General features: G+C 68.1%; 15 protein-coding genes and 1 pseudogene. 10 read left to right on the plus strand and 6 right to left on the minus strand.

Features of this window, described 5'->3' with window-relative positions:
* Positions 1 to 638: 638 nt before the first annotated feature.
* The 5 genes from BHS09_RS27920 to BHS09_RS27955 all read left to right on the plus strand — a co-directional run bounded on the left by BHS09_RS27920 (position 639) and on the right by BHS09_RS27955 (position 3,322).
* The gene (locus BHS09_RS27920; RefSeq protein ID WP_140794500.1) at positions 639 to 881 is read left to right on the plus strand and encodes a hypothetical protein; all 243 of its coding nucleotides are present in this window, start codon (positions 639 to 641) and stop codon (positions 879 to 881) included.
* A 186-nt stretch (positions 882 to 1,067) separates the two neighbouring features.
* On the plus strand, positions 1,068 to 1,334 hold the full coding sequence (locus tag BHS09_RS27925) for a hypothetical protein (protein WP_140794501.1): 267 nt from the start codon (positions 1,068 to 1,070) through the stop codon (positions 1,332 to 1,334).
* A gap of 563 nt (positions 1,335 to 1,897) precedes the next feature.
* Positions 1,898 to 2,335, plus strand: coding sequence for a lanthionine synthetase LanC family protein (locus BHS09_RS27945; RefSeq protein ID WP_237079876.1), 438 nt, complete (start codon positions 1,898 to 1,900; stop codon positions 2,333 to 2,335).
* Positions 2,336 to 2,418: 83 nt separating this feature from the next.
* Positions 2,419 to 2,679 carry a mersacidin/lichenicidin family type 2 lantibiotic gene (locus BHS09_RS27950; RefSeq protein ID WP_174259345.1) on the plus strand — a complete coding sequence of 87 codons (261 nt, stop codon included), beginning with the start codon at positions 2,419 to 2,421 and terminating at the stop codon, positions 2,677 to 2,679.
* 319 nt (positions 2,680 to 2,998) lie between these two features.
* On the plus strand, positions 2,999 to 3,322 hold the full coding sequence (locus BHS09_RS27955; RefSeq protein WP_140794503.1) for a hypothetical protein: 324 nt from the start codon (positions 2,999 to 3,001) through the stop codon (positions 3,320 to 3,322).
* 262 nt (positions 3,323 to 3,584) lie between these two features.
* Here the strand turns inward: BHS09_RS27955 and BHS09_RS39975 are convergent, their stop codons facing one another.
* On the minus strand, positions 3,585 to 3,719 hold the full coding sequence (locus BHS09_RS39975; protein ID WP_255508193.1) for a hypothetical protein: 135 nt from the start codon (positions 3,717 to 3,719) through the stop codon (positions 3,585 to 3,587).
* 274 nt (positions 3,720 to 3,993) lie between these two features.
* On the opposite strand from BHS09_RS39975, the gene BHS09_RS27960 reads away from it, so the two are divergent.
* The gene (locus BHS09_RS27960; RefSeq protein WP_140799567.1) at positions 3,994 to 5,127 is read left to right on the plus strand and encodes an SDR family oxidoreductase; all 1,134 of its coding nucleotides are present in this window, start codon (positions 3,994 to 3,996) and stop codon (positions 5,125 to 5,127) included.
* Positions 5,128 to 5,827: 700 nt separating this feature from the next.
* Positions 5,828 to 6,091 (plus strand): hypothetical protein, encoded by a 264-nt coding sequence (locus BHS09_RS40140; RefSeq protein ID WP_140799568.1) that lies wholly within the window; start codon positions 5,828 to 5,830, stop codon positions 6,089 to 6,091.
* 480 nt (positions 6,092 to 6,571) lie between these two features.
* On the opposite strand, the pseudogene BHS09_RS39645 reads toward BHS09_RS40140, so the two are convergent.
* Positions 6,572 to 7,033: pseudogene (locus BHS09_RS39645) on the minus strand (transposase); the annotation flags it as partial.
* Between the two features lie 35 nt (positions 7,034 to 7,068).
* Here BHS09_RS39645 and BHS09_RS27985 point away from each other — a divergent pair.
* Complete coding sequence (locus BHS09_RS27985) at positions 7,069 to 7,389, plus strand: RCC1 domain-containing protein (RefSeq protein WP_237079877.1); 321 nt, start codon at positions 7,069 to 7,071, stop codon at positions 7,387 to 7,389.
* Positions 7,390 to 7,499: 110 nt separating this feature from the next.
* Here BHS09_RS27985 and BHS09_RS27990 read toward each other — a convergent pair whose 3' ends face one another.
* The 3 genes from BHS09_RS27990 to BHS09_RS39055 all read right to left on the minus strand — a co-directional run bounded on the left by BHS09_RS27990 (position 7,500) and on the right by BHS09_RS39055 (position 10,546).
* A complete protein-coding gene (locus BHS09_RS27990) occupies positions 7,500 to 8,249 on the minus strand; it encodes a ferredoxin--NADP reductase (RefSeq protein ID WP_140794506.1) in 750 nt (249 codons plus the stop codon).
* Between the two features lie 271 nt (positions 8,250 to 8,520).
* Complete coding sequence (locus tag BHS09_RS27995) at positions 8,521 to 9,672, minus strand: hypothetical protein (RefSeq protein ID WP_418764042.1); 1,152 nt, start codon at positions 9,670 to 9,672, stop codon at positions 8,521 to 8,523.
* A gap of 58 nt (positions 9,673 to 9,730) precedes the next feature.
* A complete protein-coding gene (locus tag BHS09_RS39055) occupies positions 9,731 to 10,546 on the minus strand; it encodes a hypothetical protein (protein ID WP_201800541.1) in 816 nt (271 codons plus the stop codon).
* Between the two features lie 433 nt (positions 10,547 to 10,979).
* Between BHS09_RS39055 and BHS09_RS28005 the strand changes: the two genes are divergently transcribed.
* Both BHS09_RS28005 and BHS09_RS28010 read left to right on the plus strand, forming a co-directional pair.
* A complete protein-coding gene (locus BHS09_RS28005; protein WP_261344648.1) occupies positions 10,980 to 12,554 on the plus strand; it encodes an MXAN_5453 family MXYO-CTERM-anchored protein in 1,575 nt (524 codons plus the stop codon).
* Between the two features lie 129 nt (positions 12,555 to 12,683).
* Positions 12,684 to 17,594, plus strand: a complete 4,911-nt coding sequence (locus BHS09_RS28010) for a myxosortase-dependent M36 family metallopeptidase (protein ID WP_140799572.1) — start codon at positions 12,684 to 12,686, stop codon at positions 17,592 to 17,594.
* A 130-nt stretch (positions 17,595 to 17,724) separates the two neighbouring features.
* On the opposite strand, the gene BHS09_RS28015 is transcribed toward BHS09_RS28010, so the two are convergent.
* A complete protein-coding gene (locus BHS09_RS28015) occupies positions 17,725 to 19,956 on the minus strand; it encodes an Ig-like domain-containing domain (protein WP_140799573.1) in 2,232 nt (743 codons plus the stop codon).
* Positions 19,957 to 20,082: the final 126 nt, after the last annotated feature.

Consider the following 20,082-nt stretch of genomic DNA (forward strand, 5'->3'; position numbering starts at 1 on the left):
GCGGCCACACAGGGGTACGCATAAGAGGGATGGGGGCCCTGTTGAGGGGGAGGGAGGGTGCAGAGGGGCCGAGGAGGGCCGCTGACGGGGCCGCCCGAGTGATGCTCCCGTCCGGTGGACAGGCCGCTTGAGCCCCCTTGGGGTACACGCCTGCCCAGACCGCGCTCCCTTCAACCCATGCATTGAATCTGGATTCTCGGGTGGCTTCTGCACCAGCAGCAAGTCTTGCTACTGCTACTGAACCGCCTCGCCTGAGCTGAATGCCCCGCGGCTGAGCGCTGCCCGCGCTCACCGCGCGGGCCGTTTCCAGGGCAACGCGCTGACCTCTGGAGCCACGCGTGACGAACCCCATCGAATGCCACGTCTCGCGGGCAATGACCATCCGCTGCATCTCGCTGGTACCCTGCCACGAGGAATGACCACGTTCTTTGGCCACTGGAGCGGCGCCCTCCACTACCGCGAGCGCTTCTTCATCATCGACTCTTTCAGGGGCTCAGGGCTGTTCCAGCCCGAGCCGCATGGACTGCGTCCCCAGGTTGTCTCCATCCCCGATGTCGGACGCTACCAATGCACCTACGGCGTCTCGGATGGAGCCCTGTACCTCGAACAATTCCGATCTTCCCGAGCCCATGCGGGAGGTGAGAAGGCGCACCGCCCACACCGCCATCTGCTGGCACGAGGTCCACGAGCTGCGCTTCCAGGAAGGTGGCCTGACGGAAGCACGGGATGTGTCCGAGGCCGCCGCCCGCTTGCGCGAGGAACTGACCGTGGAGACGAACGAGCCCGGAACCCCGGCCTGGAGCGAAGACCTCCAGCGCCGGCTCGGGTGTCTCTTCCACCTGGACTACGGTGGGCTGATGCAGCCTCGTGTCCTCCGGTGAGCAAGGCCCCCGTCACGGACGCTCTGCTCACCGCGCGGGCCTGGCCCCGGGCAATGCGCCTACCTTCGAAGTGGATGATGTGTCGGCGGAGGCTCCTCTGCGATGGGTCATTCTGACTTCAAGGAGGGTTGAGCTCACCCCACACGGTCAGGTAGACGACAGATCCCCCTTTGATTCGGAGGAACCTTGTTCAAGTCGATGATCCTGGCGGTTGCGGTGTTGGGACTGACGGCATGTGGCAGCGATGACTCGGAGCAGAGCGCCGAGTGCAAGAAGTACCTGGCCTGCATCAAGGCCACGACCCCCGAGATTCAGGCCACCGCCGAAGTGACCTACGGCGCCGACGGTTCCTGCTGGAAGACCGACGAGACGGCCAGGGTCTGCACTGCCGCGTGCACCGACGGCCTGACGCAGCTCCGGGGCCACCACCCCGACGCGTCCGCCTGCAAGTAGGACGGAGCCCTGTAAGGGCACCCTGGCCGCGCACACGTTGCGCGGCCAGGTGCAGGACTTCAGCCCAGCAGCTTGAACGTCTCGCGGGCAAGGGTGCAGAGGGGCCGAGGAGGGCCGCTGACGGGGCCGCCCGAGTGATTCTCCCGTCCGGTGGACAGGCCGCTTGAGCCCCCTTGGGGCACACGCCTGCCCAGACCGCGCTCCCCTCAGGTGCGTAGCAGGGGCATGGACCTCTTGGCGCCTCTTGAGCCTCAACACCCCGCGGCCTGGGGTCGCCCTCATGCCGGGGCCAACCTCGCACATCCCGTGGGCAAGCCCAGGTGCTCCTGAATTGCCCGCCCCCCGGGCGCCCCCTTCACGTACGCCAAGGCCCTTAAGCCTGCCTCCACACCTCACGCAGGCGTACACCTCTAAGTCGAACGTCCTCCTGAGCAACTCTGCGAAAGTCCACTCGCGGTGTCCTCTCCTTCATCCGCTCCTTCCTGGCCCCTGCCTCAAGCCCCGCGCTCGCCTCCTGCGCACCGGCTTGAGGGAACTGGCCTGACCTGCGCGCCGACACGGGCGTGCGCGGCGGTGACGGGCCGGCCTTCATGTGTGGCTGGTGCAATGGCGCACCCGGTATCGGACTGGCACGGCTCGGCACCCTGCCGCTCCTCGATGACGCCCGTGTCCGCGAGGAGATTCAGGCCGCGGTGAACGTCACGCGCACCACTGGCTTTGGCTACAAGCACGGCCTGTGTCACGGCGACCTGGGCAACGTCCTCTTCCTGTTGGAAGCGGCGCGCGTCCTGCGCGACGACGCACTCCTGCGGCACACATACCGGCTTGCGGGCGGCATCCTCCAGGACATCAACGAGCACGGCGATCGGCACGGGCTGCCCGAAAGCATTGAGACACCGGGCCTGATGGTCGGGCTCGCGGGCATTGCCTATGGCCTGGCCCGCCTCGCGGCACCGGAGCGGGTGCCAGACATTCTCGCGGTGGCGCCCCCCATGGGGTGATGCGGCCCGGACCTCGACGAGTTCCGGCACCGCGAGGGTTGGCGGCCCGGTGGCTGTCCCACACAACCCATGAGGACGACCCCATGAGCGACAACAACAAGAGCCACATCCTCCGCGCCTGGCGTGACCCGGACCACTACGACAGCCTCTCCGACGCGGAGCGTGCCGCGCTGCCCGACAGCCCCGCCTCCGTCCTGGAACTGGACGACGCGACCCTGGCCTTCATCACGGGCGGGGACGGCGCGTCCACCTGCCCCAACACGCCCCCCCGTCAACACCAAGACTTGTCTCGGGACGGTCTGCGGGAGAATCGCCTGCTGCATCTGAGCGGCGACCCGCGATGACGTGAATCTGGAGCGACTCACAGCCCTCCAGAACGCGAACGAGCAAGCGCCGGGGGAGCGGCGGGGCGCGGCCGCTCTACCCGCACAGCTCTGGGTGTCCTCAAATCCTCTCTGGAACCTCATTGGTGACACAACGCGCAAGACACACCACCTACCTCCAAAAAGCAGACTCCCACAGCGCCTCTGTCCCACACACCCTGAGCCCTGAAACCATCCACATATAAAATCTGGATTTTCTTGATTTTGCGGTATTTGCAGAATATCACCAGCCATTAATGGGGCATCCCATCCGAGGCTCCATTGCGAAAGGATCCACCACATGAAGAAGCTGTCTTTGATCGCGATGCTAGGACTCTCAACCGCGCTGTTCCTGGGCTGCGGGGGCGCTCTCGAGGACCCCAACCAGGAGGACGTATCAGCCACTCCGCAGCAAGAGGCGTCTGAAACCAACACCAGCATTGAGGGTGACTCGCGCACCGTGACGGCTTCTGCCTATGGCTGCTGCGCGTGGTGCTGGAATCGCGAACGGTACCATCTGGTCGAAGGTGTCGTCTCCAATTGTACGGATCGTGCTCGGGACTACTGCGCTGTTGCAGGTCGTGGCGGTCTCTTTGATGCCGCATGGGATTACTGCAGCCCGTAGCGTCCCTGGCGATACGACATCGGTAACTTGACGGGTTGGAGCCTGGGTGGTGCAGCCCAGGCTCCTCTCCCAGTCAGTGCCCACCTCTGACTCGACTTTCGCCATTTTGAGGGCGAAGGAGCCAGCAGTGCGAGGTCCCAGGCGAGCGCGAATGCCTCAAGAGCGCGGCGAGGCACGGTGACGTCGGGTGGCCACGTCAGAACGAAACGGAAATGGATGCGATTTCGCGCCTCGCGCGGCGGCGACGCTCCCCTCCCCTGCCCTACTCCTTCGCGAACACCGCCACCTGGCGCTCGGCGCCGGAGAACGGCAACCGGTACGCCCGCGAGGACACGACGCGCAGTTGCCGCTCCGCTGCGCGCGCCGCCGCCTTGATGAACGCGACCTTCTTCCCCACCGTGTCCACCAACGTGACGCCCAGCGACAGACACCCCAGTCACCCGTGAAGGCGCGCGCGAGTGCCGTGCCTACTCGTAGCGCGGGTCGTCGGACACGCTGCGCGTGGACTGCCGCACGACAATGCAGCCGGCGGCGCCGCAGCCCTGATGCCGGTTGCCGCCCCCGGGGGCGGCCGTTCGGGTTCCCGGCCGCTCCGGGGCCCATGTCGCATCGCACATGCATCCCGTTTTGGATGTGCTAAGAACTCAGGCCGACTCGCCAGGAATCATTGGATGACCACCACCCGTCGTGACCTGCTCAAGTTCGGTTCGCTCGCCGCTGCCTCCGCAGCCCTGCCGGGTTGGGCAAAGCCGTCCAAGGCCATCAAACGCGCGGCGAAACCGCTGAACATCCTGATCCTCGGCGGCACCGGTTTCACCGGACCGTTCCAGGTCAACTACGCACTGGCGCGCGGGCACAAGGTGACGCTGTTCAACCGCGGCAAGCGCCCGTCACCGGAATGGCCGAGCGCGGTCGAGCAGCTGTTCGGAGACCGCAATACCGGCGACCTCAAGTCGCTGCAAGGTCGCAAGTGGGATGTGTGCATCGACAACCCCACCAGCCTGCCGTTCTGGGTGCGCGATGCCGGCAAGGTGCTCAAGGGCAACGTCGGGCATTACCTCTTCATCTCGACGATTTCCGTCTATGCCGACGGCAGTAAGCAGGGCATCACCGAGGACGCGCCGCTGGCGGTGTATGCGGGCAAGGACGCGATGGCCGAAACGCAGGACTCACTGAAAGCGGACATCGAGCACCTGTACGGTCCGCTCAAGGCGTTGAGCGAGGCCGAAGCGCGCAAGCAGTTCGGCAAGCGCGTCACCATCGTCCGGCCTGGCTACATCGTCGGCCCGCGCGACGAAACCGATCGCTTCACTTACTGGCCGCACCGCGTGGCGCAGGGCGGCGAGATGCTCGTGCCCGGCGATGGCTCCGACCCGGTGCAGATCATCGACGGCCGCGACCTGGGCGAGTGGATGATCCGCCTTGCGGAAGCGGGCACGCTTGGCACGTTCAATGCTGTTGGCCCGGCGAAACCGCTGAGCACCACGGCCATGCTGAAAGGCTGCGAGCGGGTCACCGGCAAGAAGCCGACGTACACGCATGTGTCGCCGGAATTCCTTGAGGAGAAGAAGGTCGAGCTGCCGATCTGGGTGCCGTCAAAGAGCGGGCCCTATGCGGGCTACGGGGCGGTCAGCAATGCCCGGGCGATGGCGGCCGGGCTCACTTACCGCCCCTTCGACACCACGGTGACCGATCTGCTTGCGTGGTTCCGCAGCCAGCCGGCCGAGCGCCAGGCGACGCTGCGTGCCGGCATCACGCGGGAGCAGGAAGCGGCGCTGCTGAAGGAGTGGCACGCCAAGCTCTGAAGCACGGGGTGGTTGGCGCATTGCGCCCTCGACGGTGCGGGGCAACTTCAGCGGGTGTTGACCGGTCAGCGCGCGCCTGGCCGCCGCTCACGGGCCTGTCCCGACCGCTGAGCCTCGGCATCGTCCCGAGGGCTAGAGCCCTTGCGATACTCCGTTGGGTTCGCGCTGCTCGAATAGCGTGCTCCCAAAGGGTGGTCCGAAGATGGTTGACGTATCCGAAGTCGCAGGTCCCTCAGGTCAGGCGTCGGTCGCGAGTGACGACCCGAGGAGCGAAGCGCGTGAGTCCTCGACGGGCGTCCAGTCGCTTCCCTGGGACAGGCGTGCGGAGCTGGGCCTGGGGAAGGCTTTCCGCCTGACGTGCAAGGAAGTGATGCTGCGCCCCGCCACCACGTTCGGAAGGATGGAGCCGGAGGGGAGCGTGGGCAGTTCCCTGCTCTTCGCGCTGCTTTGCTTCTGTGTGCTCTATCTTCCCTCGGGCGGGCTCTACACTCTCCTCGGCCTCTTGAACGTCCTCGGCTCCCCGTATGGGAGCTTCGACTCCTTCTCTTTCCGTCTGCTCGTTGCCCTGCCTCTCATCATCCTGGGGGTGGCGGCTGTGCTATCGCCGGTCGCGACACTCGTGGTGTCAGGGGTCGAGCACCTGTTGTTGAGGATGGCCGGAGTCCCTGGTTCGTTCCGCATGACACTGCGCAGGCATGTCATGTCCCAAGGGGTCTCCCTGGTGGGCCTGTTGCCTTTCTTCGCGCTGCCAGTGTCGCTGGTCTGGGCCACCGGGGTGCGTGTCATGGCGTACCGGAGCCTGCCCCGCTCGGGCTGGGTCAGGGCCTCGGTCGCCGTGTTGCTGCCAGCGCTCGTCATGGGCGGCCTGGGCCTGTGGGGCTATCGCGTCGTGACGGAGCCGTGGGTCGTGCAGCAGGAGTCCGCCTACGAGGGCGACGGAGCCCTCTGGGGGGAGGGCCACTGATGGCTGCCGAGAGCGGGGCGCGCATTCCCTGTCCCAGGCGGGCTCGCTGGTGGGGCCGTTGCCTTTCTTGTCGCTGCTGGCGGTGCCTCTCTGGTGCAGTTGAGGGGGAGGGAGGGTGCAGAGGGGCCGAGGAGGGCCGCTGACGGGGCCAACCTCGCACATCCCGTCGGCAAGCCCAGGTGCTCCAGAATTGCCCGCACCCCGGGCGCCCCCTTCACGTACGCCAAGCCCCTTAAGCCTGCCTCCACACCTCACGCAGGCGTACACATCGAAGTCGAACGTCCTTCTGAGCAACTCGGCCCAGTCTACTCGCGGTGTCCTCTCCTTCATCCGCTCCTTCCTGGCCCCTGCCTCAAGCCCCGCGCTCGCCTCCTGCGCACCGGCTTGAGGGACCAGAAATGGCCGCAGTCTGGCGCCTGGAGCGAAGACGCCGTGGAACCTCGTGAGGTTTGCCCGAGGCGGAGGTACCAGGGACGCTACACGCCGTAACAGTTCCAGCCCGGTGAAGAGCAGGTGCGTGGTGCCGTCCGGCAGCGGGCGCTTCATCCGATAGGCGATGCGGCCGTCCTCCGCTCGTGACAGCCGCTCCAGCGCCAGCGCACCGCGCGCCCCGTAGCGGCATCGCCGTTCCAGTCCCTGCCTGTCTTTGGCATGCAGGGAGAAACCCTCCAGCAAGGCGCACCCCGGCTGCTTGTTGGGCGGGGGCCGGACGTCCACCTCCGTCCAGCGCAGCCGTTGCTGCAGGGAGTGCGCCTGGTACGCCTGCAGCGCGTCCTCAGGCCCTTGCGCGGGCAGGGCCCCTCTTTTCTCCAGCAGGCGCAGCACCCGGTGACGCACCACCCTCAGCAGCCGCTCCACCTCAACTTGCGTGGGCGGCGGCAACGCCTCGAAACGCACGCCGCCCTCCCCCCGGCACGAAGACGCCTTCCGGCACCAGCGCATGGTAGTGAGGGACGACCACCCAGCGAGAGAGCCCCGTGCAGGTGCCCGGGGTCACGGGTGCCATCGCCGTGGCCGCGGGTGGCTACCATTCGCTGGCCCTGCTGAGCGACAACACCCTCCGGGCCTGGGGTAAGAACGAAGATCGCCAGCTCGGCGATGGGACGAATACCGACCGCCATACCGCCGTGCAGGTCTCCGGGCTGACCGGGGTCACGTCCGTCTTCGCGAGCGGTGGCCATTCACTCGTCCTGCGTAACGACCAGGCGGTGTGGGTCTTTGGCTCCGATATGTTCGGCCAGCTCAGAGATGGGAACACGCCGTCCGGCCACGGTCCCGTCCAGGTCTCCCTGCCGTGACACCGTGAGGGAAGCCGGTGCCCGGCGGTGGAACCGCGAGTCCGCCGCCGGTGCCCCTCCGGCGCGAGGTGGCGCACCGCATCGTCATTCGATGAGGCGTGGCGGATTGCTCAACGACTGACGAAGGCCTTCTCGATGAGGAAGTCGCCGCGCTCGTGTGAGTCGCCTTCCTGAAAGCCGAAGTCTTCGAGAATGGTCGCCGTCTCCTTGATCATCTCGTGGCTGCCGCAGATGACGACGCGATCGTACTCGGGTGAGAGCGGCTTCGCCCGAAGCAGGTCGGTGATACGGCCCTGATTACGGAACGGCTCGCGCGTGACCGTCGGAAAGTACGTCAGCTTCTCGCGCACGAGTTCACCCAGGTACGGGTCGTTCGGCAGCAGCTCTTCGAAGAACTTCGAGTACGAGAGGTCGCTCACGTGGCGACAGCCGTGCACCACCGTGACGCGCTCGAAGCGCTCCCAGGTCTCGGGGTCTTTCACCATGCTCAGGAACGGCGCGAGGCCGGTGCCGGTGGCGAGCATCCACAGGTGACGGCCCGGCCTGAGGTTCGCGACGGTGAGCGTGCCCACCGCCTTCGTGCCCACGAGCACTTGATCGCCCGGAGCGACCTTTTGCAGTCGCGAGGTGAGCGGGCCGTCTTGGAGCTTGATGGAGTAGAACTCGAGCGTGTCGTCGTAGTTCGCGCTCGCCATCGAGTACGCGCGCATGAGCGGGCGACCTTCGACCTCGAGACCCATCATCACGAACTGACCGTTCTGGAATCGGAAGCCGCTGTCGCGCGTGCAGACGATGGAGAAGAGACGGTCAGACCAGTGTTGCACCGAGAGTACACGCTCGGTCGTGAAACCAGTGGCCATGGTTCAGCCTAGCTCCTTGTGAGTGGTGCCCCCATTGCCACGTGCCCGCGAGGCTGTCGTCCTTTTGCCAATGAATTGGCACGAGGCCATCGAGTTGGCACGCGGGTCATTCGCGGCGCCCGAGGCCTTCCGAGCCACGTTGGTGCAGAGCCGCGAAGTCACCTGGCGAAGGGGTCCCGACCTCTTGGGGCATCCAGGTTCCCCTCATGGCGCCGCCCTGGAAGACACCACCGCCCGGCCCACATGAGGGACCGGGCAGTGGCGGGGAGGGCTAGAGGCCGTCGTGGTAGCAGAAGCCGTGGCCCCGGTCGAAGCCGCCACCGGAGAGCGCGTAGTTCATGTAACCCAGCTCATCGCCCGGGCCACACTCGGAGCGGGCGCGGTGGTAGGGGTAGCACTCGCCCTTGCCGTCGCGGTTCAGGTCGGCACACACACCACGCGCGCCCTCGGTGCCACAGTAATGCGCGAAGCCCAGGCTGCAGATCTCACCCGTCAGCGCGGGGTCGAACACGAAGCCACTCTGCTCGAGGACGGACTGCTCGGTGCACAGGCCGTACACGCCGCACATGGTGCCGGAGGGGCAGCCGGGGTTGGGCGCCATGAAGTCACACGTCTTGAGGCACTGGGCGTTCTCCGACAGCAGGTCGGTGCAGGCGAAGCCCTGCTCGCAATCCGTCGAGGCCAGTTCGGAGTCGCTCGCCGCCGCGGTCTTCGTGCAGGCCTCTCCCTGGACCTTGGTCCCCAGCGCGCGCTCCAGCGTGCCGTCGGAGGCGACGTAGTCATCCGGGACGCAGGTGGTGTCCGGCAGGTTCGCCGTCAACGAGCCCTGGCGAGGGTCGCACCCGTCCTGGCGCACCGTGTTCCACGTCGCGAAGCGAATCCACCGGCACTCGCCTCCCGGAACCACCGCGCTGCCCCAGTACGGCGCGTTGAGGGGCGGGGCATCCACCGACTCACGCAGCGTCACGTTCGTCAGCGCGCCAATGGTCTGCTGTGGCGACACCTTCACCGCGAGCAGGAGCGTGCCCGCGTCGGCGACGAAGAACTTCTCAGCGGGCGAGCCCTCATCCTGATATCCGAAGACGCAGCGATCACAGGTGAAGGTGTTGCCTCCGCCCACGGACAGGTCATACAGGCCGGGCGCCGTGTTCACGTCCAGGCGGATGCGCGCCGGGTCCGGGAACGCCGGGTCGCCAAAGCTGTTGAAGTTGCCGCGGTACGTCGGCTGCGGTGAGTACATCGTCGGCGTCAGCCCGATGCCGTTGGCCAGCTCCCCCATCGTGATTTCGGTGCAGCCCGCGGGAGGTTGGAGCTGCTGCGCCTGCGCCTTCACGGCCTCGATGGCTTCCTGTTCGGGCGCCGGCTTCTGCGCCTCCTGTCCACAGCCAACCAGACCGGCCAGCAGCACCGCGCACCACCCCATTCCCTTCACGTTCGCTGCCTTAGCAACAGGGAACGACATATCGTGTCTCCGATTCCTCTCAGACGATGTCTGAGTTTCTCTGCCCGGACGCTCCGGGACCTGGTGAACGCCATTTCACGTGATGCAGGTGAAGCAGCGCTTTGGCCGTCAACGGGCGAGATGGACGTTCGAAAAGCAGGGATGCCGGCCTGGACAATAGATTAGCGAAATCCCATCGCAAGTCGAAAGCCATACCAAGCCAAGGAGGCGGACTGTTGCAACGGGGTTGAAAAAGGCCGCTGACCGCGGGATTCAGGTGGGAGAGCGGGCCCACCAACGAATCCGGCCCGCGCACGTTCACCACCAGGACGAGTGGCCGCGTCTCCACTTCCACCGCCTCCGCCGCCTTGGACGCGGCGGTGGGGGCGGTGCCGAGCTCGCGTACGTCAGACGCCAGCAACTCCCGTACGCCCGTGCGCAGAATGTTGCGCCCGCGCTTGAGCAGCGAGGCGTCCTTCACCAGCAGCTCCTTCAGCCTGAGCGCCAGGAGGACGTCTCGGAGCAACGCGAAGTGCTGTTGCTGCTTGGCACTCGGGGCCTGACACCGCTGCGGCCCCAAGAGGGCGGTGTACTCCTGGGGGGTGCGTGCGCCCGCCGTGCCCAGGAGCCGACCACGCAGGAGAACGGCCACGTTCTCGTCCTCCAAATGCCACTTCAAGGCATGGCGGACATTTAGAGCTAGCCGCCCATATCCATGCTTCCACGATTCAATCAAAAACCACGCCTGAACCATGAATACACGACGCAGCGCGCCACCCCTGATGCGGCGGAGGCGGGACACGTCGCGCAGGCGCCAGACACCTCGAAACAGCCAAATGTGCAACTGGCGATACATTTGCAACGCGCATTCACCACACAAACAGTGCGGGCCATCCGTCGAAGCAGCAGTTCCGGCCTCGCACCGCTCCGTGGCGTGTATCGGCCCGGATTCCCGTTGAAATGCCCCGTTTCAGCACGAGTCAGACACCTCTGGCCCGCTGCCGCGTCGCACGCTGTGAGTGAATCAATTTGTAATCAACGACGCTCCTGCTAATCGTGCGTAGCAACTTTGCGAACAGGCCGTGACGAATGCGGTCCTCGTGACGGGCGCGGCGCGCCCGGAGCGACGGTCCCATGGGGGGACGGGGTCCTGCGCGGGAAACCGGCAGTACAGCCCTCCATGGTGGTGGGCTACCTGCCTTGGAAGGGTGGCACGCATGACTCGTGGTGCATCGCTGAAGAGCAGTCGTCGGACCGTCGCTCCCACTCACGACCGGAAGCGTGGCGTGATGCTGGGTGCGTTCCTGCTGGCGGGAGCAGCCTCGGCCGAGCTACCGGACTACACGTTCCAGTTGCAAGCGCGCACCAACCTGGCCGTCAACATCGAGGAGGGCTCCTACAACGTCGAATTGGGCAGCCTCGTCCCCGGCAGCTTCCACATGCCCATCACCGCGGACCGGCAGGTGGGCTTCCAGCTCTCCATCACGCGGGAGGGACGTCCGGGCATCTGGTACGGCCAGAACGGCGAGGGCGGCCGCATCTACCTGCTCCCTGAGGGCCTGGGGCCGGATGCACGCATCAGCGAGGTCAGCCTCAACTCGCACCGGCAGATGGTCTTCTCCGTCACCGGAACGAATGACGCGTCGAAGAACGGCATCTACGTGCTGAACGCGGCCACACCAGACGAGCCGGTGCAGATCGTCCGCTCGCCGCTGGGTAGCTCCAATTGGTCCAGCCTGGTCATCAACGAGGCGGGTCAGATGGCCGCCCGCGTCACGCTGAGCACGGGCTACGCCTACGCGCTGTACACGCCCAATGCGACGGGTGGCTTCGACTCGAAGATTCTCGCGGCGGAGAAGTACGTCGACCCGGGCTACCCCTACACGTTCCTCTACTCCCCCGGCGCGAACGACCTGGGGCAGATCGCCGCGGCGGTGGACCTGCAAGCGCCCGGCTCCGCCTGGTACCAGGAGCTGCGCATCTTCAACCCGGATGGGACGTCGCAGGTCATCGCGGACACGCGCGGGCACAACCCGGCCTCCAACATCTTCCGCTTCGCCTCCGTGCAGCCCGCCATCAACAACCTGGGCCAGGTGGCCATCCAAGCCACGCTGCTGGATGGGCCTGGGCGGCAGACCATCTCCATCCTCCTGTGGGATGGCAACGAGCTGAAGGTGGTCGCGCAGAACGGAATGGACGTGCCGGGCGAGCCCGGCGAAGCCATCGGGTCGGTGGAGGCATTCCCTCCCGACATCAACGACCGCGGACACGTGGTCTTCCGGGCCACGCGCAAGTCGGACGGGTTCCGCGCGGTGTGGGTGGGTGACGGCGTGAACTTGAAGCGCGTGGTCACCGAGCACGACATCCTCCCCTCGGACAAGGGTGACGCCCGGGTGGACCAGGAGACCGCCTCCAACCCGGTGTTCGCCGGCATGCCGAGCATCAACCGCCACAGCGACATCAGCTTCGGCGTGGGCCTGGCCCCGCCGGAGACGGACCAGGTGGAATGGGGCACCGCCCTCTACATCGCCCAGTCCTCGCTCTGGACGCCGGACGCCCCGGACGCGGGCACCGACCCCGAGCCCGACGCGGGCACCGAGCCCGACGCGGGCACCGAGCCCGACGCGGGTACCGAGCCCGACGCGGGCACCGAGCCGGACGCGGGCACCGAGCCCGATGCGGGCACCACCCCGCCGGACGCGGGCTCGGGCACCCCCGACCCGCAGCCCAACCCGGAGTCGGACAGCGGCTGCGGCTGCCAGTCCACCTCGGCCGCCGGCCTCTGGCCCTTCGCGCTCGCGGGCCTCGCGGGCCTGACGCGCCGCCGCTCGCTGAAGCGCCGCGAGCAGGCCTCGCGCGACTGACGCCCTCTCCCTCGCTTTCGCGGGGGCGCGCCCGAAGGCGGCGCGGCCCCGCAACCGCTTCGCAACATCGGGGGCGCGGCCCGTCTGGGTCGCGCCCCCGTTGTCTCTCCCCTCCTCTCCGGAAGAACGATGCATCTCAGGAAGCAGTGGCTCACCCATGTCCTGCTGGCGTCATGTCTTGGCACCAGCGCCTCGGCCGCTCCACGGTCGAACTTCGACGCATTCCTCGCGCGGCCCGGCAGCACGCCGCTCGCAGTGGCCGATGAGCAGGCCCATGCCCGCGGCCTGCGCGTCGAGCACAAGGAGGCACGGCTCGGCGTCCCCTCCGTCCTCTGGTCCATGCAGTCCGGCCCGGGCTTGCAGACCGCGGCCCGCGCTGGCACCCGTCCCGAGGACGCGGCGCGCGCCTACCTGGGCCAGGTCGCGGACCTCTACCGGCTGAAGCGAGAAGACGTCTCCGCCGCGCCGTTGCAGTCCGTACACCAGACGGGCAAGGGCGCCGTCATCGTGACCTTCCGCCAGGCGGTGGAAGGCGTGGAGGTGTTCCGCAGCGAGGTGAAGGTGGTGATGACGCAGGCGCTCGCGCCCGTGGCCGTCACGGGCTACCTGGCGCCGAGCGAGCTCACCCTCGCGGCCCGGCAGCGCACCGGCGCGAACGCCTTTCAGCGCTCCGCGGCGGACGCCGTGGCGGCGGCGTACTCGGACCAGAGCGGCACTTCGCTGGGGGCGCACGCATTCGTCGCCGTGGACTCCCGCGGCGGCTACACGCTGTTCGACTTCGAGCCCGGCGTGCGCACCGTGATGCCCGGCCAGCTCGTCGTTCCCGCGCGCGCGAAGAAGGTCTTCTTCACCCTGCCCGACGGCCTGCGGCCCGCCTGGTACGTGGAGGTCAACGCGGGCCCCAAGAGCAGCAAGGACTCGGACTACACCTCCTACGTCATCTCGGCCGTGGACGGCGCGGTGCTCTTCCGCAATGACCTGCGTGCCCACGCCGCGGAGCACACGTACCGGTACACCGTATGGGCGGAGACGGCCGCGCCGTACCGCCCGTTCGACGGCCCCCAGGGGTCCGCCGGCTCGCCCTTCCCCCGGCAGGAACTGGACGGCTACGACGCCCCGCTGGACGTGGCGCCGAACGTCGTGGAGCTGCGGAACAGCCCCTTCTCGCGGAACGACCCGTGGCTGCCCGCCAACGCCACGCAGACCGTGGGCAACAACGTGGACGCCTACGTGGACCTGGTGGCGCCGGACGGCTACCAGCCAGGCTCGGACCTGCGCGCGGACATCACCGGTGAGCGCGCCTTCGACTACGTCTACGACCCCCACCGCGCCCCGGGCTCAAGCATCGAGCAGATGAAGGCCTCGGTGGTGAATCTCTTCTTCATCAATAACTTCCTGCACGACTGGTACTACGACGCGGGCTTCGACGAGGCCTCCGGCAACGCGCAGATGCAGAACTTCAACCGTGGCGGCATCGAGGGTGACCCGCTGCGCGTCGAGGGGCAGGACTACAACGGCCGCAACAACGCCAACATGTCCACGCCGGCGGACGGCATCTCGCCCCGCATGCAGATGTATGTCTTCGACGGCATGCCCATCCTCCAGGTGACGGCCCCCGCATCGCTGGCCCGCGGCTACGTGAACGGGGATAGCCGCTTCGGGGCCCAGGAGTACACGCTGGACGGTCCGGTGCAGGTGCTCGCGCCCACGGGACGGACCCTGGGCTGCACGCCCTTCGAGGCGGGCACGTTCGCCGGCCACGTGGCGCTGCTCGACCGCGGCGCCTGCGACTTCATCACCAAGGCGCTGAACGCACAGAACGCCGGCGCCATCGCGGTCCTCGTGGCCAACACCAATGCCGGTGAGGGCCCCCTCTCCATGAGCGGAGACGACGCGCGCGTCACCGTGCCCGTGGCCTCCATCTCCCGGGAGACGGCGGACCTCTGGAGGGCGGAGGTGGCCGCCAACGCGAGCACCCTCCAGGTGCGCATGCACCGCTCCAAGGACCTGGACCGTGACGGCACGCTCGACAACACCATCATCGCCCACGAGTGGGGCCACTACATCAGCAACCGCCTCATCGGTAACGCCAACGGCCTCACCAACAACCAGGGCCGCTCCATGGGCGAAGGCTGGGCGGACGTGCACGCGCTGCTGATGATGGTGCGTGAAGGGGACGACTACGCGCGCGGCGCCTACGCCGTCGGCGGCTACGTTTCGGGTGGTGGCGGCGGCGACGGCTACTACTACGGCGTACGCCGCGCGCCTTACGCCACCGCACCGACGTTGGCGGCGAGCCGCAACGCGCTGACCTTCCGGCACATCGAGAACGGCAATCCCCTGCCGATGAGCCACCCGCTCGCCTACGGCCAGACGGGCCTCGGCAACTCCGCCGTGCACAGCAGCGGCGAGGTGTGGGCCTCCATGCTCTGGGAGTGCTACGTGTCGCTCCTCCAGGCCCACCCCTTCCAGGAGGCCCAGGACCGCATGAAGCGCTACCTGGTCGCCGGGTACAAGGCCACGCCCGTCTCCCCCACCTTCCTCGAGGCGCGCGACGCGCTGCTCGCGGTCACCGCCGCGAGCGACCCGGCCGACTACCAGCGCTTCCTCCATGCCTTCGCCAAGCGCGGCGCCGGCATGGGCGCGAAGGCGCCGGACCGTGACTCCATGGACCACGTGGGCGTGGTGGAGAGCTTCGCGGCGGGCAACTTCATCGAGGTCACCTCCCTGCGGCTCGATGACTCCCTGGTGGGCTGCGACCGGGACGGCGTGCTCGACGTGGGCGAGACGGGCCTGCTGCGCGTGAGCGTGCGCAACGTGGGCAGCGGTTCGCTGAGCAGCTTCTCCGGCACCGTCTCCACCACCAGCAGCACGGCCACGCTGGAGTTCCCGTCGGGCAACACCCTGACCTTCAGCTCAATGGACCGCGCCGGCACGGCCACCGCCACCATCCCGGTGAGGCTGGCCGCCGCGCAGCCGAACGCACACGCCGGCCTGAGCATCACCTTCGACGAGCCCTCGCTCCCCGCCAGCGCGAGGAGCACGACGTTTGACCCACGGGTGAATTACGACGAAGTGCCCGGCGCGACGGCGGAGGACGACTTCGAGGGCGCCCTGTCGTCGTGGACCTCGTCCACGTGGCTCAACCCCTATGGCGAAGCGGACTGGAAGGTCCAGGGTCCGGAGGGCGGGCGCTACATGCACGCGCCCAACCCGGCGGTCCAGGCGGACCTCTTCCTCACCTCCCCGTGGCTGAAGGTGAATGAGACCGGAGCCTTCACGTTCAGCTTCCGCTACCGCCACTCGTTCGAGTCCGAAATCTACACCGGCGGCTCCATCTTCCCGTACTACGACGGCGCCGTCCTCGAGTTCACCCACGACGGCCTGCAGTGGTACGACATCGCCGCGATGGGCGTGACCTCCATCTACTCCATCGACCCGACGGACGGCTCCCCGGGCTACATCGAGCAGGGGCCCAACCCGCTGATGTACCGCAACGCGTGGGTGGGCCAGAACGTCACGCGGGAGAACGGCCAGACGGTGCGCTTCCCGGAGTGGTCCACCGCCGAGCTGCGGCTGGCGGACATGTTCGCCGGCAAGAACGTCCAGTTCCGCTTCCGCATCGGCACGGACACCGCGGTGGGCGCGTACGGCTTCGACCTGGACGACGTGCGCTTCACCAATGTGGAGCGCATGCCCTTCGGCGGCCGGGTGGACGAGCAGGGCGACGGCACCACCTGCAACCAGCAGCCGGTGGCCAACGCCGGGCGAGACCTCGGCAGCCCCATTGCCCCGGTGCTCGAACGCGTGAGGAACGCCGAGACGGGGGCACTGGAGCTCGTGCGCCACACGCTGGACGGCACCGCCAGCTATGACCCGGAGGGACAGCCCCTCACCTACCACTGGACGCAGGTGAGCGGGCCGGCGGTCACCCTGGTGGACGCGGACACGGCCACCCCGTCGTTCACGGCGGATGTGCCCGACGACTCCATCCTGACGTTCCAGCTCGTGGTGCGCGATGGCATGGAGACCAGCGCGGCACGCCAGGTCCAGGCCTGGGTGCTCAACGTCAACCGCGTCCCCACGGCGGTGGTGACCGCGCCGGCGGAGGTGGCGGAGTTCTCCTCGGAGCCCGTGACGCTGGACGCCCGCGGCTCGAGCGACCCGGACGGGGAGCTCATCACCTACAAGTGGGCGCAGACGTCCGGCCCCGCCGTCGCGCTCAAGGCGAGCTCCGGCGCCACGCCGAGCTTCGTGGTGCCCGAGGTGGCCTCCGATACGAAGCTCACCTTCACGCTGGTGGTGAACGACGGCAGGGCCCAGAGCAAGACGGCCACCGTGGCGGTGATGGTGCGCAACGTCGACCGGGCGCCCGTGGCGGATTCGGGCTCGGAGCAGGTGGTGGACCCGCTGGCCACCGCGAGCCTCAGCGCGACGGCGGTGGACCCGGACGGGGATGCCCTCACCTGGACGTGGCGTCAGGTGGAGGGGCCCGCGGTGGAGCTGCAGGGAGCCGACACGGCCACCCCGTCGTTCACCGCCCCTGAGGTGCGGGCGGAGACGGTGCTGCGCTTCGAGGCCATCGCCAGCGCGAACGGGCTGACCAGCGCCCCGATGACGGCGACGGTGACGGTGCGGCACGTCAACAAGGCGCCCCAGGCCCTTCCGCGGCTGGTGGGTGACGCTCGGTCGGGGGCGCAGGTGACGCTCGACGCGTCCGCGTCCAGCGACCCGGATGGCGACGCCCTCACCTTCGGGTGGAAGCAGGTGGCGGGACCGTCCGTCACCCTCTCCGCGTCCGCGGGTGAGCAGGTGACGTTCCGCGCACCCGAAGTGAAGCAGGCCGTGACGCTGCACTTCGAGCTCACCGCGACGGACGCCCGCGGCGGCGCCAGCACGGCGGTGCTCGGGGTGACGGTGCAGCCGTCCTCTAGCGGCTCCTCGGGTGGCTGCTCCAGCACGGGCGGCTCATCGCCAGGGCTGCTGCTCTCCCTGTTCGGGCTGCTCGCGGGAGCCGTTCGCACCCGGCGACGCGCGTAGCGGCATCCGTCCCCCTGTCGCGGTGGAGGGATTCGCTCCTCCGCACAGGGTGCACCGATGAAAGAAGAGGGCCGCGCCCCCTGGACGGGAGCGCGGCCCTCGCTACTTCAGGGGCGCGTCGCCAGCCTGACTACGGCCGGGCCGGGTTCTCCTCGCCGAAGCTGGACGTCTCCGAGAAGGCCCAGTCCACCATCGAGTGGGTGTCGGCCCCCTGATAGCGGAACACGCTCTGGGTGTTCTCCTCCACCACGCCCCAGTCCACCGAGACGTCGAGCGCCGTCAGCGGAGCGCTGTCGTAGGCGCACGGCACCGGGGTGGCCGTCTCACCGCGGCAGTCCACCGGACGCCAGTGGCCCTCCTCCTGGGCGGCCCGGAGGACGACGGGGTAGCTGGGCGGGCGAGTCGTGGTCATGCTCTTGTGGGAGAAAGCCACCACGTCCTGTGTGTCGCCCTGGGGATTCGCGAGGCGCAGCAGACGGTCATTGAAGGTCGGATGGCTGCTGGTCCCTGTCACGACGTCCCACGCCCCCGGGTAGAACGTCTCGTACGTCTTCTCGTCCTTGGCCAGGGTGTCATTGCCCGCCGCGAGCTCGGCCGCGTTCGGACGGAAGTGGATGACGATGAGGTCGCCCGCGGCCACCGTCACGTCCGGCAGGGTCGCCAGCCGGGACACGCTGGTGGCCTCCTCGGTGAGCGTGATGCCCTCGAGGGCGCCCGCCGTCACGGCCTTGAGCTCGATGAGGTCGCGGTTGTTCGTCGCGGAGACGCCCGTGGTGATGTTCGGGTTCACCTCGTTGATGACGAGCAGCGCCGGCACCCGGTACCCCTTGAAGGTGGCCGTCCCACTCACGCTGACGCCGGTGTAGCTCTTCACCGACGGGTCCACGGACAGCGTGTACTGCGTGCCGGGCTCCTGCGCGGTCGTGGTGAGCACCAGGGTCTTCTCGTCGAGGGTGTAGGCCGAGGCGGTCAGCCCGCTGTCGCCGAAGGTGAACTGGGTCGCCACGTCCGCGAGGGTGCCCGGGTCGATGCCGGGCTCGAAGGTCACCCGCAACTGCGTGGGCGACAGCGGGACCACGGTCTGCACCTTCAGGGTGACCGCCGTTCCCGAGCAGTCCACGGAGAAGTCCGACAGCGAGAAGGCCGTCACCAGGGGCATGGGGTAGTACGGCGTCTGGGGGTTGGGGGTGTTGGTCGCGTCGTCGTAGCGCCACATCACGCCCGCCTCGACGGAGACCCGGCAGTTCAGCCCGACGCCGACGAGGTCGGCCAGCCCGGTGGGCATGCGCAGCCGCGGCCCCAACCCGCCCGTGACCGTGGTCCCGTCCATCGCGAACTGCGCGATCTTATAGCCGGTACCCGCCTGCTTGCCGGAGCCCGCCGTGGTGGTCACCCTGCCCGTCACCCGGACGAGCCGGCTCTCGTAGGTGTCGAGGTTCACCACCGCGTCGTCGGTGACGTGCGTCACCAGGCCGCCGTCCGCCGCGAGCTTCCGCACGGGGTGGCCCGAGCTCAGCTTCTGGAAGTCGGAGATGACGCTCGCGGTGTCCAGCTTGTAATCCGCGGCGGCGTTGCCGGACTGGAGGAGCTTCGTGACCACCTTGAAGGAGACCCGGTCCCCCACTGCCACCTGCACCTCGTCGGAGTGGCTGACGAACAACGCGGGGCCTTCCGCCGTGGCCTGCACGAAGAAACCGCGGGGCTCAACGCTATCCGGAGTGATGGCGGTGACGAAGGCGCCGTGGAGGGACAGCGGCTCGGGCAGGTCGCCCGTGGGGGCCGCGTGGAAGGCGGCAATCTGCGCGTTCGCCTCGTCGAGCCCCGTCAGCGTCTCGCACCTTCCAGCGGCGTTGCAGCTCTGCCGCGCGGTGCACTGGCTGTTGTCGATGCACTCGACGCACTCGCCCTGCCCGTTGTCCCGAGCGGTGTCGCACAGTGGCGTCTCACCACCGCACTGCGCGCTCTCGGTGCAGCCGCACACGTTGTTGTCGCTGCACACCGGCTGGGCGCCGTTGGCGCAGTGGCTGTTCTCCAGGCACTCCACGCACACGCCCGGGGTCCCGGGCTTGCACTGCGGCGTGCCCTCGGCACACTCGGCGTTGGTGCCGCAGCCCTCGCACACGCCGAGACCGCCGTTGCCGCCAGCGTTGCAGGCCTGTCCCGGCAGACAGCCCTGGGCGCTGCCCTCGGTGCCCTCGCGACACGTCTTGCAGCTCTTGCTGGTGATGTCACATACAGGTGTATCACCGCCGCACTGCGCGTCGCTCAGGCACTGAACGCACACGCCACGTCCGTTGTCCGCCGCCTCGTCGCACACGGTACCGCTGCCACATCCTGCCGCGCAGGGAGAGTCGTCGGGCACGCATTTCTCCTCGACGCACACGTACGGGGTCGCCCCCGTCGACGCACAGTCCGATGAGGTCTCGCACTCGGGCGAGCAACCCGTCACCCCGAGGGCAACGGCCAGCACGCCGAGTGCAGCCAAGAC

This window comes from Myxococcus xanthus (assembly GCF_006402735.1).
Taxonomy (GTDB): Bacteria; Myxococcota; Myxococcia; order Myxococcales; family Myxococcaceae; genus Myxococcus; species Myxococcus xanthus_A.